This window comes from Halorussus sp. AFM4 (assembly GCF_051194995.1).
Lineage (GTDB): Archaea > Halobacteriota > Halobacteria > Halobacteriales > Haladaptataceae > Halorussus.
On record NZ_JBNTJT010000004.1, the window covers coordinates 551610 to 566638 of the forward strand.

The window sequence follows — 15029 nt, forward strand, 5'->3', positions numbered from 1 at the left end:
TCTTTCCCGGCCGCGCCGGCCCCGTCTGCGACCCGGCCCCAATCCTTTCCGCGGGGGTCGCCGTACCGCCGCCGATGGCACAGTGCGCGGTCTGCGGCGCCGACGTCGAGAGGGCCAACCCCGGCGAGGACGACTACCGCGACGCGGCGTTCGCGACGGCCCAGTTCGAGTACGAGGGCGAGACCTACCAGTTCTGCAGCGAGGAGCACCGCCGCGCGTTCGAGGACGACCCCGAGGCGTACGCCTAGTCCACCTCCGCCGTCGCCGCCCGGAACAGCCCGTCGAGGATCTCGGGCGTCGTCGGGTGGAACGCCCGGTCGGGCACCTCGCGGACGTCCATCCCGGTCTCGACGACGACCTGCATCGTCTTGGCCATCACGTCGGCGTGGTAGTGCAGCCCCTGGTAGCCCAGCACCGTCCCGTCGTCGGCGTCCACGACCAGCTTGGCCAGCCCCCGGGGCACCGCCTTGGTCGCGAACACGCCGTCGCTGCTCGCCTCGCGGGTGACCGCCACGTAGTCGCGGTCCGCGCTGGCCACCGCCCGCTCCGAGGCGCCGACCCGCGCGTAGGGGTAGACGGCCAGCCCGGAGAAGACGACGTGGTGGTGGGTGGTGCGGTGGGGCTCCAGTTCCCGGCCGTCGCGGTGGCGGAGCAGGTTCTCGGCCGCGAGCGCGCCCTCCTCCTTGGCGACGTGGAGTACCGGCTCGCGGCCGTTGGCGTCGCCGACCACGAAGACGCGCTCGGCACCGCGGGCCTGCATCGTGTCGCGGACCCACGTCGGTCCGGGCTCGATCGAGGCGTTCTCCAGGCCGAGGTCGTCCACCGCGGGCCGGCGGCCGGTGAACAGGAACAGCTCGTCGGCCTCGACCGCCTCGCGCCGGCCGCCCGCCGGCCCGCCCCGTCTCACGTGGAGGCGCACGCCGTCCCCGCTGGCCGGCTCGACCGACTGCTCGCGGGTGTTCGTCAGCACGTCGACGTCGAACTCCTCGCGGTAGATGTCGAGCAGCGCCGCCCGGAACGCCTCGTCGGCCTCGTCCAGCGGGTAGTCGTCGTGCTCGATCACGGTGACGTCCATCCCGCCGGCCTCGACGAGGTACGGCACCAGTTCGAGGCCGACGTACCCGAAGCCCATCACGACCCCCGAGTCGGGGAAGGCCGTCGCGTCGAGCACGTCGGCGCTCGTCATGTAGTCGACCTCGTCGAGGCCGGGCAGGTCGGGCACGTTGACCGTCGACCCGGTCGCCACGACGACGTAGTCGGCCTCGATCCGCCGGTCGCCGACCGCCACCGTGGTGTCGTCGACGAACCGGGCGCGCCGCCGGACCAGCTCGACGCCGTCGCGGGCGGCCATCTTCCGGACCGCCGCCCGCCGGTGCTCCGCGAAGTTCGCGACGTGGTCGTCCTTGGTCGCCACGACCGACTCGAGGTCCACCTCGGGGACGCCCTCGACCCGGTGGTCGTGGCGGGCCTGGAACCGGTGCTCGGCCGCCGAGAGCACCTCCTTCGAGGGCATGCACCCCCGGAGGATGCAGAGCCCGCCGCCCGGCTCGCCGTCGTCGACGAGCGTCAGCCTCACGCCCTCCGCGTCGACCAGCTCTCGCGCCGCCGCGACCCCGGCGCTGCCGTACGCGCCGATGACGACGACGTGCGTCTCACTCGCCATACGGTCCGTGACGGCGTCCGGCGAGTTATGCGTTCGGCCGCGGTCCGGCGGTCCGTGCGAGTCGACGCGGCGCTCGGCGGGTGAATCCGTCGAAGCGAAAAGAAGGACGGAACTGCGCGTCGTTGACGGACGAGACGGCGAGTCGATTTACCGGTTCCGCGTGCGCGCGAGCAGGGCCGCCCCGACCAGCGCGACGACGGCGGCCGTCGCGGTGAAGCCCGGCAGCCCCGCGCCGTTGTCGGTCGTCTCGTCGACGACCGTCGTGGTCTCGGCGTCCGACTCGTCGCTCGCGGTTGTCGTCTCCCCGTCGCCCGCGGTCGTCGTCTGCCCGTCAGCGCCATCGTCGGTCGTCGTCGCGTCGCCGGTCGAGGTCCCGTCTCCGCCGTCGGTCGTCGTCCGGGTCGTCTCGTCCGCGTCCGCGGACTGCATCGACACCGTGCGCTCGGAGAAGTGGTTGACCGCGACCAGCACGTCCGCGCTGGCCTCGGCGCCGCCCGCGCTCTCGACCATGTAGCGCGACTGGTCGCTGCCGACGGCGCTCTTCAGCTGGGTGTAGGTGCTTGCCTCGACCGCGGCCTCGCCGTCGACCGTGACCGTGAGGTCGCCGGTGGCGTTCAGCGCCCGCTCGGAGACGCTGGTGACCAGGACGGTCCCCTCGTGGGTCGTCCGGTTCACGGTGAGCGTGACCTCGCCCTCGGCGGTCTGGGCGGCTTCGACCGTGGTGTTCTGGCCGTAGCTCACGGTGTCGACGACGACCTGACCGGTCTCGTTCGCGCCGGCGCTGGCGTTCTCGACCATCACGTGGGCCTCGGCCTTCGCCTCGCCTTCGGCGATGAGGGCCTCCTGCTTCTCGTCAACGTCGTCCTTGCCGTCGGGGTACGCCCGGAAGACGAGCCGACCGTCCTGCCCGAGGTTCGCGGACACGTCGCCGTCGTCGTTGACGGTGACGTTGCCCTCGCCGACGACCAGGAAGGTGCCCTCGGTCCCGTTCGCGGTGGTCACCTCGACCTGCGCGTCGCTCTCGGCCGACGCCTCGGCGTCCGCCGAGAGGTTGGCGACCACGTAGTCGGACTCGTCGCCCGCGGCGACCACCAAGACGCCGTTCCCGTTGTCGTGGGCCGTGATGGTGGCGTTGCTCTCGCCGCCGGCCGCGACGCGGGCCCGGGTCTCGGTCGTCGCGCCGAGGCTCAGCCCGGCGCCCTCGATCTCGGTCACGGCCGACAGCGAGGCCCCGACGTCGACGAGGCCACCGCTCTCGGTCTGGCTCGCGGACTGGACCTTCACGGAACTGAGCATCGTCTCGCCGTCGACCGCGTAGTCGGTCACGGCGCTCGCGGCGGTGTCGAACGAGACGTGCGTCCCGGCGTACGCGTCGCCGGACGCCTGTCCCGCGGTTTCGGAGTCGATCCCCGCGGCGACGGAGGCGGGGGCGATACTCGCTGTTACGACGAGTACCAGTAGGGCGGTAGCTACTCGTTTCATGGCACTCGGCCGTGAGACAGGGGTCCGTTATACGTCTTCTGGCCTCCTCGAAATCGCCCGACAGGAACGCGATCGGTCGGTGAACGTCTGCGCCCATCGAGCGACAGATCCGTCCACCGCGAGCCGCCCGGCGTCGCCCGTCACTGCGGGCCTTCGCCGCCCGTCACTGCGGCCCTTCGTCGCCCGACTCCGCCCGTCACCGCGAGATATCGCCGACCTCCTCGGCCAGCACCGCCTCGACCTCCGCGCGGCTGACGACCGCCACGTCCCCGGGGATCGTGCGCTTGAGCGCGGCGGTCGCCGAGCCGTACTCCAGCGCCCGCGCCACGTCGTCGCCGGCGAGCCGCCGCGCGAGGAACGCCCCGAGGAAGGCGTCGCCCGTGCCGATGGGGTCGAGGGTGTCGGTCTCGATGGCGGGCCGCTCGTGGGTCTCGCCGGCGTGGCGGGCCAGCGCGCCGTCCTCGCCGCGGGTCACGATAACGGTCTCGAAGCCGAACTCCTCGGCCAGGCCGGCCGCGATCTCCCGGGCGTCGCCCTCGCGGCCCAGCACGTTCCTGGCGTCGCGCTGAGCGACCATCAGCAGGTCGACGTCCGGGAACAGCGCCTCCATGGTCTCGCGGGCCTCCGCGGGCTCCCAGAGCTTCGACCGGTAGTTGACGTCGAAACTGGTCGCGGTGCCGGCCTCGCTGGCGGCCGCCAACAGGTCGGCCGTGGTCGACTCGAGCGTCGACGAGAGGGCGGGCGTGATGCCCGACGTGTGGAACGCCTCGGCCTGCCGAATGCGGTCGACGGGCAACTCGTCGGTCTCGGCGGTCGTGACCGCCGCGCCCTCGCGGTCGTAGATGACGTTGGTCCCGCGGGGCTGGCCGCCGTACTCCAGGTAGTAGGTGCCCTGGCGGCCTTCGTCGCTCCACACCACGTCGGTCGTGACGTCGTGGCGGCGCAGCCCCGACACCACGCGCCGGCCGAGCGGCGAGTCGGGCAGCTTCGAGGTCCAGGCGGCGTCCGCGCCGAGGCGGGCGGCCGCCACCGCGACGTTGCTCTCGGCGCCCGCCGCCCGGAACTCCAGGTCGTGGGCGGTCTCGAGTCGCTCGCCGTCGGGCGGCGAGAGCCGCAGCATCGTCTCGCCGAAGGTCACGAGGTCGGTCATACGTCGTCCGTCGCGGCCGCGGGCCATAATTTACTCGATTCCGGAGACGATTTTGGGCGGGGAGGCCGACCGCTTTTCCTCCTCGCGTCGCTACGTCCGGGCATGGACCGAATCGAGGCCGCCGCCCGGGAGCTCCGCGAGGCCGAGACCGCGGTCGCGCTCACCGGAGCGGGCGTGAGCGTCCCCTCCGGCGTCCCGCCGTTCCGCGGCGAGGGCGGCGTCTGGAACGAGTACGACCCCGACGCCTTCGACGTCCACCGCTTCCGGCGCGAGCCCGGCGACTTCTGGGCCGACTGGCTCGACCTCCGGGCGGACCTGCTCGACGCCGACCTCGAACCCAACGTCGCCCACGACGCGCTCGCAGACCTGACGGTGACGGGTCACCTCGACGCCGTCGTCACCCAGAACATCGACGGGCTCCACGGCGCGGCCCTCCCCGAGGATACCGATAGTGAATCAGACGCGGTCGTCGAACTCCACGGCAACGCCCGCCGGGCGGTCTGCCAGGGGTGCGGCCGGGCGGTGCCCGCCGCGGAGGTCCGCGAGCGCGCCGAGTCGGGCGACCTGCCGCCGCGGTGCGAGCGCTGTGACGGCGTGCTGAAACCAGACGCGGTGCTGTTCGGCGAGCAGCTGCCGGCGACCGCGCTCGCCCGGGCTCAGCGCCTCGCGACCGACAGCGACGTCGTGCTGGTCGCCGGGTCGTCGCTGACGGTCGAACCCGCCGCGTCGCTGCCGGCCCGGGCGGCCGACCGCGGCGCGACCGTCGTCCTGGTCAACCTCGACGAGACGCCGCTGGACTCGCGGGCCGACTACGTCTTCCGGGAGGACGTGACCGACGCGCTCCCGGCGCTCCGGGACGCGGTCGGCGAGTGACTTCGGGAACCCCGTTCAGTTCTCCGGGCTCGCCATCCGGAGCAGAAGTTGCACACATCCCCCGACCTAAAGCCGCGGGCCTGCGTTCGTCCGCACGGACATGACCGACGACGAACGGAACTTCAACACCGAGAGCGTCCACGCCGGACAGGAGCCCGACTCCGCCACCGGGGCGCGGGCGCCGCCCATCTACCAGACCACCTCGTACGTCTTCGACGACGCCGAGCACGCCGCGTCGCTGTTCGCCCTGGAGGAGCCGGGCAACATCTACAGCCGCATCATGAACCCGACCAACGCCACCCTCGAACAGCGACTTGCCACGCTGGAGGGCGGCGTCGCGGCCCTGGCCACCTCCAGCGGGATGGCCGCGCTCGACCTCGCGACGTTCGTGCTGGCCGACCGCGGCGACAACGTGGTCACGGCGTCGTCGCTGTACGGCGGCACCTACACCTACTTCACCCACACCGCGCCCCGGCGGGGCGTCGAGGCCAAGTTCGTCGACACGCTCGACTACGAGGCCTACGACGAGGCCATCGACGACGACACCGCCTACGTCCACCTCGAGACCATCGGCAACCCCGCGCTGGTGACCCCCGACATCGAGCGCATCGCCGACATCGCCCACGACCACGACGTGCCCCTGCTGGTCGACAACACGTTCGCGACGCCGTACCTCTGCAACCCCATCGAGCACGGTGCGGACCTCGTCTGGCACTCCACGACAAAGTGGATTCACGGCAGCGGATCGACCATCGGCGGGGCGCTGATCGACGGCGGCACCTTCCCGTGGGAGGAGGGCGACTACGCCGAGATCGCCGAGGACAACCCCGCGTACCACGGCGTCAACTTCCGGGAGACGTTCGGCGACGCCGCGTTCGCCTACGCCGCCCGGACCCGCGGGCTCCGGGACCTGGGCAACCAGCAGTCGCCGTTCGACGCCTGGGTCACCCTCCAGAAGCTCGAGACGCTGCCCCTGCGGATGGAGCGCCACTGCGAGAACGCGATGGAGGTCGCGGAGTACCTCGACGACCACGACGAGGTCGCGTGGGTCAACTACCCCGGCCTGGAGCACCACGAGACCCACGAGGAGGCCACCGAGTACCTCGACGGCGGCTACGGCGGCATGATCACGTTCGGCCTCGAAGCGGGCTACGAGGCGGGGCAGGCGGTCACCGAGGAGGTCGAACTCGCCAGCCTGCTCGCCAACGTCGGCGACGCCAAGACGCTCATCATCCACCCCGCGAGCACGACCCACCAGCAGCTCACCGAGGAGGAGCAGCTCGAGAGCGGCACCACGCCCGACCTCGTCCGGCTGTCGGTCGGCATCGAGGACGTCGACGACATCATCGCGGACCTCGACCAGGCCATCGAGGCGGCGACGGACCGGGCCTGAGGACGGCGACGCGGTCGGCCCCGACCGTCACCCGGGCGTCCGGCGGTCGCCCGTTTCCGCCTTCGAACTTTTTAATGCCCGATGGGGTCACCCGGTAGTCGAGAACCGACGATGAGCCGCAGGGGCGACGACGACGCGACGGACGTGACGGACGACGAACGCGACGCGCTGTTGACCATCGCTCACGGCGCCGTGGTGACCTCCGGCGGCGTCTCGGCCCAGCGCGCGCTGATTGCCGGGGCGGAGTTCGCCCTCGCGCGGGGACTCGGCCCCGTGGCGTACGGGGTGTACGCGCTGGCCTGGCGCATCGCGCAGTTGCTGGTCCGGCTGGTCACCTTCGGCAGCGTCCCGACCCTCCAGCGGTACCTGCCCGCCTACGAGTCGGACCCGGCGCGCCGGTCGCGGGTCGCGGGGCTGGCCTACGCCACCACGGTCGGCGTCGGCCTGCTCATCGCGGCGGGCGCGTGGGTGCTGGGCCCGCGGCTGAACGACGCCACCGTCGCGCACCCGGCGTTCCCGACCGCGATGCGGCTGTTCGGCGTCCTCGTCCTGCTGCTGGGCCTCGTGATGGTCTACGGCGCGACCTTCCGCGCGGTCGGGTCGGCCCGGGGCGAGGTGCTGTTCAACAAGCTCCTCCGGCCGGCGGCGCGGCTGGTCGGGGCGGTCGCGGCGCTGGCGGCGGGGTACTCGGTCGTCGGCGTCGCGGGCGCGGTCGTGGCCTGCACCGGCGTCCTCGTCGCGGCGGGGTTCCCGCTCACGGTGCGGGTGACCCGCGTCCGGCCCGCCCTCCGCGGCGCTGGGTCGGAGGCCCGGCGGTTCTACGACCACGCCGCCCCGGTGGCGATGAGCAGCCTCGGGAAGGTGTTCCAGAACCGCGCGGACCTCATCATGATCGGCGCGCTGCTGACCGCCGTGGCGGCGGGCGTCTACAACGTGGTGCTCGTGCTGGTGTCGGTCGCGTGGATACCGCTGCTGTCGTTCAACCAGCTGCTGCCGCCGGTGGCGTCGGACCTCCACGCCAGCGGCCGCACGGAGACGCTCAACGCGGTCTACTCGTCGGTGACGCGGCTCATCGTCACCGCCGTGGTCCCCGTCATCGCGGTCCAGCTGGTGTTCGGCCGGGAGCTGCTGGCGCTGTTCGGCCCGACGTACGTCCGGGGGTACGGCCCGCTCGCGGTCTACCTCGCCGGCGTGTTCGTGGGGAGCGCGGTCGGCGCGACGGGGTGGCTGCTGATGATGACCGACCACCAGTACGCCCGGATGGCGCTCGACTGGCTGCTCGCCGGGCTCAACGTCGGGCTGACCTACCTGTTCGTCCGCGAGTTCGGGCTCGTGGGCGCGGCGCTGGGGACGTCGCTGGCCATCGCGGTCCAGAACTCGCTGCAGGTCGTGCTGCTCAGGCACTTCGAGGGGCTGTGGCCGTTCGACGCCACGTACCTCAAACCGCTCGGGGCCGGCGCCGTCGCGGCCGGGGTGATGGCCGGCGTCCGCGCGTGGATCGGCGGTCTCCCGGCGGTCGCCCTCGGTACGGTCGCGGGGCTAGTCGCCTACGTCGCCGCCCTGCACCTGCTGCGGGTCGACCCCCGCGACCGACTCGTCGTCCGGGAGCTCGCGGCCCGCTACCGGGCCGACGTCGCCGAGGCCGTCCCGTTCTGAGTCGGTGGCCGCCGTCCCGGCGAGGCGCTCGCCGCGGCTCTCGTCGGCGAGTACGGCGCTTCCGCGCTCCGCTACGACTCCCCGCGCCGCCCGACGTGGCCGGGGTAGTCGCGCTCGAACCGGTCCTCGATCTCCTCGCTGCTCAGCTCGATTATCACGGGCCGGCCGTGGGGGCAGGCGTAGGGGTTCTCGCAGTCGTCCAGCGCCCGCAGGAGCTCGACCACCGACCCCTCCCGGAGCGAGGTGTTGCCCGTGATGGAGGGGTAGCACGCCAGGTCCGCGAGGAGGTCGTCCGCGACCGCCTCGACGGTGTCGCCGCGGTCGTCGGGGTCGGTCGAGACGAACTCGCCCAGCGCGTCCCGGAGCAGCGAGGGGTCGAGCGTCTCGTCGAGCACGGTCGGTGCGGTCCGGACGACGACGGTCCGTCGGTTCCCGTCTCCGCCCTCCCCGTCCTCCTCGACGCGCTCTGCCCGGAAGCCCAGCCGCTCCAGCGCCTCGCGGTACTCCTCGAACACCGCGGCCTCGCCCGCCGTCAGTTCGAGCTCGACCGGCTGGGCCAGCATCTGGGTGGTCGCGTCGTCGTCGAACTCGGCCTGCAGGCGCTCGTAGTTGACCCGCTCGTCGGCGGCGTGCTGGTCGACGAGCACCAGCCCCTCGGGCGTCTCGGCCGCGACGTAGGTGTCGTGGAGCTGGCCCAGGATCCGCATCCGGGGGAGGCTGTCGAACTCGGGGTCGTCTGTCGTGCCGCCGTCGAGCGTCCCCGACTCGGTGGGGGCCGCGAACTTCCGGTCGGCGTCGGCGGACGGGGCGCCGCGGTCGTCCGTGGCGGCGTCCGGCGATCGGGAATCAGCCTCGGATTCGGCGGCGGCGCTGTCGGTTCCGGTCGTCGGCTCCGGCTCGGGGGTGTCGACGTCCGACCGCGGTCCAGCCGCGGCCGACGCCCCGGCGTCCGCGTCGCGGGTCGCCGGCGACTCACCGGCCGCCGACGCATCGCTCGCGGTCGTCGCACTCGCCGGCGACGAGTCGACAGTCGCGCTCGCTTCGGGGCCCTGTCCATCAGCCGATGCGCCGGACGCTGCCGCCGCGTCGGACGCGGACGCCGCGTCGACCCCTCGACTCGTCGACGGAGTCGGCTCGGCTCCGCTGCTCCCCGAGGCGTCGAGCGTCGACTGCTCGCTGACGGCGTCCTCGTCGGTGTCGGGCGTCAGTTCGGCCTGCTCGCTCCCGGCCCCGGCGCCGTCCCCGTCGCGCTCGGGTTCGACCGGGGCCTCCTCGGGCGCGCTCCGGCCGCGGGGCGCCGACGACCGGACGAGGCCGTGGTCGAGCAGCGCGTCCTCGACCGCGGTCTCGACCACCTCGCCGACGGCCTGCTCGTCGCCCCACCGGACCTCCATCTTGCGCGGGTGGACGTTGACGTCGACCGCGTCGGGCGTGACCTCCAGGAAGAGCACCGCGAAGGGGTAGCGCTCGGCCGAGAGCTGGCCGCCGTAGGCGTCGAGCAGCGCCTCGCGGACGACCGGCGAGCGCACGTACCGGCCGTTGACGTAGGTCGAGACGTACTCGCGGGTGCTCCGGGTGGTCTCGGGGTCGCTGACGTAGCCCGAGACCGAGACGCCGCCGTCCTGGGCTTTCGCTTCTCTCCCGACCTCGATCATCGACGTCGCGACCTCGCGGCCGTACACCGACAGCAGCGCCGACTGGAGGTCGCCCCGTCCCGAGGTGGCGAACACCTCGCGGTCGTCGTGGGTCAGCGACACCGCCACGTCGGGGTTGGCCAGCGCGTACCGGGTGACCACCGTGTTGACGTGGGAGAACTCGGTGGTCGTGGTCTTGAGGTACTTCCGTCGCGCCGGGGTGTTGTAGAACAGGTCCGCGACCTCGACCGTCGTCCCCGCGGGCCGGCCCGCGGGGCCCACCGACTCGACCTCGCCGCCCTCCAGCCGGAGCTCGGTCCCGCGCCGGCTCTCTGCGCCGCCGTCCCCCCGCGGTTTCGTGGTGATGGTCGTCCGCGACACCGCGCCGATGGTGTGCAGCGCCTCGCCCCGGAAGCCCAGCGTCGTCACGCCGGCTTCGAGGTCGTCGATGTCGTCGATCTTGCTCGTGGTGTGCTCGCGGACCGCGGCCCGCACGTCGTCCTCGGTCATCCCGACGCCGTCGTCGCTGACGACGATGCGCTCGGTGCCGCCGTCCTCGACGGTCACGTCGATGCGGTCGGCGTCGGCGTCGAGGCTGTTCTCGACCAGCTCCTTGACGACCGAGGCGGGGCGCTCGACCACCTCGCCCGCGGCGATCTGTCGGACGGTCGCGTCGTCGAGCCTCGTGATGCGGTCGCTCACGGTCGCTCCCCTCCCGGCGGTGACTGGGGTCGCGGCTGTGCCATTGCTGTTGGTAGCTCTCGCAGCGACTCGTAAAAAGTTCGGTCGTCGACCGGCAGTAGAGCGGTCCGCCTCTCCGGACCTCCGACCGCGCTCAGAGCCCGGCGTACGGCCCGCCCTTCGCCTCGGCGAGGCGCTGGACCTGCTCGTCCGAGAGGTCGATATCGGCGGCCGAGAGGTTCTCCTCGAGCTGCTCGACCGTGCGGGCGCCGACGATGGGCGCGGTGACGCCGTCGCGGTGCATCAGCCACGCCAGGGCGGTCTGGGCGGGCGAGGCGCCGACCTCCTCGGCGACCGCGTCGAGCACGTCGTGGACGTCGAAGTTCTCCTCGGTCAGGTACGACTCCTCGAACCGGCTCGACTCGGCGGCCCGCGACTCGCCGGTCAGCCCGTCCTCGCGGGAGTACTTCCCGGTCAGGAAGCCCTGGCCCAGCGGGCTCCACGGGCAGACCGCGAGGTTCTCGCGGCGGGCCATCTCGAGGTAGTCGCCCTCGATCTCGCGGTCGACCAGGTTGTACCGCGGCTGGAGCACGGTGAACGGCTCCCAGCCCTCGGCCCGGGCGATCTCGTTGGCCTTCGCGACCTTCCAGGCGTTGGGCCGCAGCGTCGAGGCGCCGAGGTAGAGCACCTTCCCCTCCTCGACCAGCCCGTTCAGCGTCTTCATCATCTCGCGGGCCGACGTCTGGTCGTCCCACCGGTGGATGTAGAGGACGTCGACGTAGTCCGTGTCGAGCCGGTCGAGGATCTTGTCGACCCGGTGGCGGAGGTTCTTCCGGTTGTTCCCGCGGCTGTTGGGGTCGCCCTCCCGGATCTGCCAGTAGATCTTCGAGGCGACGGTGTATCGCTCGCGGTCGCGGTCGGCCAGCCAGTTGCCGATCCACTGCTCGGCCTTCCCGCCGCCGTACACGTCGGCGGTGTCGATGTACCGGCCGCCGGCCGCCGCGTAGGCGTCGAGCAGCTCGAACGCCCGGTCCTCGTCGATCTCGACGTTGCCCTGCTCGGTCTCCTTGCCGAACCGCCAGGTGCCGAACTGGAGTTCGCTGGTCTGGATGCCGGTGCCGCCCAGCTGGACGAAGTCGAGGTCGAGCTCCTCTCGGTCGGTCATGACGTCCGGGCGTACGAACGTCGCGCTCAAAAGGGTTCAGTAATCGGCAGGCCCCGGGGTGTACGCGGGGCTCGCGGCGAAACGCCGCCCGCGAAAATCGCGTCGGCGGTCGACCGCGCTCAGCTCTCCGCCTTCGCGGCCTCCAGCGACCCGAAGAATCCGAAGTACGCGAGGACGCCGCCGGCCAGCGTCAGGTGGTACGCCCACGTCGGGCCCGCCAGCACGTCGAACAGCGCGGTCACGACCCCGACCCAGACGACCGCGAACGCCAGGTCGACGGCCATGCCCGACCGGTGCTCGCGGACGTGGTCGCGGACCGCGGCGACGGCGTCCACGCTACTCGGCCTCCCGCTCGTCGACCACCAGCACCGACCGGTGGGTCGACCGGAGCACGCGCTCGGTGACGCTGCCCAGCAGCATCCGGCGGACGCCCGACCGGCCGTGGCTCCCCATGACGACGAGGTCGACGTCGCGGTCCTCGGCGAAGTCGGCGATGACCGCGTGGGGCCGGCCCGCCCGGAAGTGCGCCGCCGCGTCGAGGCCGCGCTCGCTGGCGCGCTCGGCGACGTACTCGGTCGCCTCGCGGGCACGGGACTCCAGTTCGTCCATCTCGCCGAAGCGCCCCTGTCGGATGCGGTCGACCTGTTCGGTGCCGAGGCTCACGTCGACGGCGTCGGTGTCCACGACGTACAGGGTGTCGACCGCGGCCTCGAACTTCTCGGCGACGTCCAGGGCCTCCTCGACCGCGTACTCGGCGGTCCGGCTGCCGTCCGTGGGGACGAGGACGCGCTCGTACATCTCAGTCGTCCCCCTGAATCTGACCGCCATCTGTCGTCACCACGTCCTCGGCGCTCTGCTGCTGGCCCATCGGCTCGGGGCTGTGGCACTGCCGGACGATGCGCTTGATGCGCTCGGGCGGCTCGTCGGTCGCCAGCGAGACGGCGACGGTGACCGCGAACACGATGGGCGTGCCGGCCAGCGCCGCCCCGACCGCGGGGAAGATATCGGCGTAGATCGGCACGAGCGGGCCGGACTCGGTGGCCAGGATGAGCTCGTTGAGCACCGCGGCGGTCCAGATGACCAGCCCGGTGGTCATCCCGGCCAGCGCGCCCTGGCGGTTGGCGTTCTCCCACCAGAGCCCGAGGAAGAACATCGGGAACAGCACCAGGCCGGCCAGCGAGAACGCCAGCGCGACCAGCTCGCCGACCAGCGCGGGCGGGTCGAGCGCCGTGAGCGTCACGACGGCGCCCAGCGCGACGATGGTCGCCCGACCGATGAGCAGCTGCTGGCGCTGGGTCGCGTCGGAGTTGACGATGTTGGTGTAGATGTCGTGGGCCGCCGCCGACGAGGCCGCGATGAACAGCCCCGCGGTGGTCGCGATGGCCGCGGCGATGCCGCCGGCCGCGACCAGCCCGACGAACCACGTCGGGAGATTCGCGAGCTGCGACGCGAGCACGACGATGACGTCGCCCTCGGCGCCGCTCATCCCGTTGGCGCCGTACACCGGGCCGACGTGCTTCGCGTAGAGGTCGGTGCCGAACGCCGCGAACGCCGGCGCGCTCAGGTACAGCAGGCAGATGAAGAACAGGCCCCACACCGTCGACCACCGGGCGGTCCGCTCGCTCTCGACCGTGTAGAACCGGACCAGCACGTGGGGCAGCCCGCAGGTGCCGACGATGAGCGAGAACGCGGTCGCCAGCCAGAGGTACACCCCGCCGTTGGTGAACGGCTCGGTGAACTCGGAGTTGAGCTGGTCCAGCAGCGCGCCGTACTCGACCTGGGGCAGCACCGTCGAGTAGCCCTGGGTCCAGCCGACCGCGTACAGCCCCGCCAGGAACGCCACGATGAGGATGACGTACTGGACGGCCATGTTCTTGGTCGCGCCCAGCATCCCCGACAGCGCGAGGTAGCCCACCGTGATGGCCATCATCAGGACGACCATGGTGGCGTAGTCGCCGCCGAACACGTAGATGCCGACCAGCCCCATCCCGCGGGCCTGGCCCACCGAGTAGACGAACCCGATGAGGATGGTCGTCAGCGCCGCGATGGCCCGGGCGGCGTCGGAGTCGAACCGGTCGCCCACGAAGTCGGGCGCGGTGTACTTGCCGAACCGGCGCATCTGGGCCGCCAGGAAGATGAGCAGCACGAAGTAGCCCGTCGACCAGCCCACCACGAACGCCAGGCCGTAGTAGCCCGACAGCGCGATGAGCGCGGCCATCCCGAGGTAGGAGGCGGCCGACATCCAGTTGGCGCCGATGGCCATCCCGTTCTCGACGTTGCCGATGGAGCGGCCCGCCACCCACAGGTCCTCGGTGTCGGCCACGCGGAAGGCGTAGCCGATGCCCAGGAACAGCAGCAGCATCGCCGACACCATGACCGCCGGAATCGCCTTGAACGAGGCGTTGAGCGCGTCGGGTAGCAGGTCGAGCGGCGTCAGCATCATCGCTGCTCACCTCCGTCGGAGCTGCGCTCCGACGAGGATCGGCTCGCGTCGCTCGCCTCACCGCCGTCGGTCCGCTTCGCTTCCCGACGAGGCTCGCCCGGTCCGGGCTCACCGCCGTCGGTCGCGGTCGCCGCGGCCTCGGTGTCGGCCCGCTCGGTCGAGTGGTCGATGCCGTACTTCTCGTCGAGCCGGTCGCGCTTCCGGGCGTAGACGAACGACAGCACCAGCGCACCCAGCGGCGCCCCCATCGCGGTCAGCAGGTAGTGGAGCGGGAACCCCCCGACCGTGGTGCTCGTCATGAAGTCGGTCGCGAGGTACGTGGCGATCACCGGGCCGAAGACGAAGACGGCCCACGCCGCGAACATCGTCCAGATCAGCCGCAGGTGGTCCCGCATGAACGGGGTCGACGGCCGGAAGATGTTGACCTCCGCGTCGAGGTAGTCCGTCTGTTCGCGGCCGGTCGCGACACCCCCGTCGGAGCGCACCTCCGACGAGGCTCGGCTCGCGTCGCTCGCCTCACCGCCGTCGGTCCGCTTCGCTTCCCGACGAGGCTCGCCCGATTCGGGCTCACCGCCGTCGATCTCGACTGCCGCGTTCGTTGCCTCTCGTTCCGCGTCGTTAGACTGTCGTGAGTTAGTGTCTGACACAGGTATGGTCTGTGGAATCGTCGTCGTTCGTTTCGCGCGTGAAACGTCGTGGTTCGGTTCCGCTCGTGAAATTCGGTGTTTCCGAGTTCGGTTCGGCGTCTCGAAAAGCAGCTCCCCCGTCAGTCGCCCCGTACCTTCGACTCGATGTCGCGCACGACCTCGGGATTCCGGAGGGTGGAGGTGTTGCCGAGCTCGTCGCCGTTGGCGATGTCCTCCAGGAGCCGGCGCATGATCTTGCCCGA

Annotated in this window: 12 protein-coding genes and 2 pseudogenes; 4 read left to right on the forward strand and 10 right to left on the reverse strand. The window is 71.9% G+C overall.

The genetic code is table 11. From position 1 onward, the window contains the following. Positions 1-74 precede the first annotated feature (74 nt). Entirely contained in the window at positions 75-248 is a 174-nt protein-coding gene (locus tag ACQUQF_RS20190; RefSeq protein WP_435180935.1) for a YHS domain-containing protein, read from the forward strand. Here the strand turns inward: ACQUQF_RS20190 and ACQUQF_RS20195 are convergent. The 3 genes from ACQUQF_RS20195 to kdgK1 all read right to left on the reverse strand — a co-directional run bounded on the left by ACQUQF_RS20195 (position 245) and on the right by kdgK1 (position 4295). Continuing rightward, positions 245-1663, reverse strand: a complete 1419-nt coding sequence (locus ACQUQF_RS20195; protein ID WP_435180936.1) for a dihydrolipoyl dehydrogenase family protein — start codon at positions 1661-1663, stop codon at positions 245-247. The genes ACQUQF_RS20190 and ACQUQF_RS20195 overlap by 4 nt on opposite strands. Before the next feature lie 147 nt (positions 1664-1810). Continuing rightward, positions 1811-3145 (reverse strand): PGF-CTERM sorting domain-containing protein, encoded by a 1335-nt coding sequence (locus ACQUQF_RS20200; protein ID WP_435180937.1) that lies wholly within the window; start codon positions 3143-3145, stop codon positions 1811-1813. Positions 3146-3341: 196 nt separating this feature from the next. Then, positions 3342-4295: a bifunctional 2-dehydro-3-deoxygluconokinase/2-dehydro-3-deoxygalactonokinase gene (gene kdgK1 / locus ACQUQF_RS20205; RefSeq protein WP_435180938.1), complete on the reverse strand. Its 954-nt coding sequence runs from the start codon at positions 4293-4295 to the stop codon at positions 3342-3344. 102 nt (positions 4296-4397) lie between these two features. Here kdgK1 and ACQUQF_RS20210 point away from each other — a divergent pair, with 102 nt between their 5' ends. The 3 genes from ACQUQF_RS20210 (at position 4398) to ACQUQF_RS20220 (ending at position 8217) form a co-directional block, all read left to right on the forward strand. Beyond that, complete coding sequence (locus tag ACQUQF_RS20210; RefSeq protein WP_435180939.1) at positions 4398-5168, forward strand: SIR2 family NAD-dependent protein deacylase; 771 nt, start codon at positions 4398-4400, stop codon at positions 5166-5168. Positions 5169-5268: 100 nt separating this feature from the next. After that, positions 5269-6561: an O-acetylhomoserine aminocarboxypropyltransferase/cysteine synthase family protein gene (locus tag ACQUQF_RS20215; protein ID WP_435180940.1), complete on the forward strand. Its 1293-nt coding sequence runs from the start codon at positions 5269-5271 to the stop codon at positions 6559-6561. 111 nt (positions 6562-6672) lie between these two features. After that, positions 6673-8217, forward strand: coding sequence for a lipopolysaccharide biosynthesis protein (locus ACQUQF_RS20220; protein ID WP_435180941.1), 1545 nt, complete (start codon positions 6673-6675; stop codon positions 8215-8217). A gap of 71 nt (positions 8218-8288) precedes the next feature. Here the strand turns inward: ACQUQF_RS20220 and mutL are convergent, their stop codons facing one another. From mutL to ACQUQF_RS20255, 7 genes and pseudogenes are all read right to left on the reverse strand, one after another. Continuing rightward, positions 8289-10553, reverse strand: coding sequence for a DNA mismatch repair endonuclease MutL (gene mutL / locus ACQUQF_RS20225; protein WP_435180942.1), 2265 nt, complete (start codon positions 10551-10553; stop codon positions 8289-8291). A gap of 133 nt (positions 10554-10686) precedes the next feature. Continuing rightward, positions 10687-11697 (reverse strand): aldo/keto reductase, encoded by a 1011-nt coding sequence (locus ACQUQF_RS20230; RefSeq protein ID WP_435180943.1) that lies wholly within the window; start codon positions 11695-11697, stop codon positions 10687-10689. Positions 11698-11816: 119 nt separating this feature from the next. Continuing rightward, on the reverse strand, positions 11817-12032 hold the full coding sequence (locus tag ACQUQF_RS20235; RefSeq protein ID WP_435180953.1) for a hypothetical protein: 216 nt from the start codon (positions 12030-12032) through the stop codon (positions 11817-11819). 1 nt (position 12033) lies between these two features. Further along, positions 12034-12495, reverse strand: coding sequence for a universal stress protein (locus ACQUQF_RS20240; RefSeq protein WP_435180944.1), 462 nt, complete (start codon positions 12493-12495; stop codon positions 12034-12036). A gap of 1 nt (position 12496) precedes the next feature. Further along, positions 12497-14140, reverse strand: a complete 1644-nt coding sequence (locus ACQUQF_RS20245) for a VC_2705 family sodium/solute symporter (RefSeq protein ID WP_435180945.1) — start codon at positions 14138-14140, stop codon at positions 12497-12499. 107 nt (positions 14141-14247) lie between these two features. Continuing rightward, positions 14248-14625, reverse strand: a pseudogene (locus tag ACQUQF_RS20250) (DUF4212 domain-containing protein); the annotation flags it as partial. 281 nt (positions 14626-14906) lie between these two features. Next, positions 14907-15029 (reverse strand): annotated as a pseudogene (locus ACQUQF_RS20255) (AMP-binding enzyme); the annotation flags it as partial.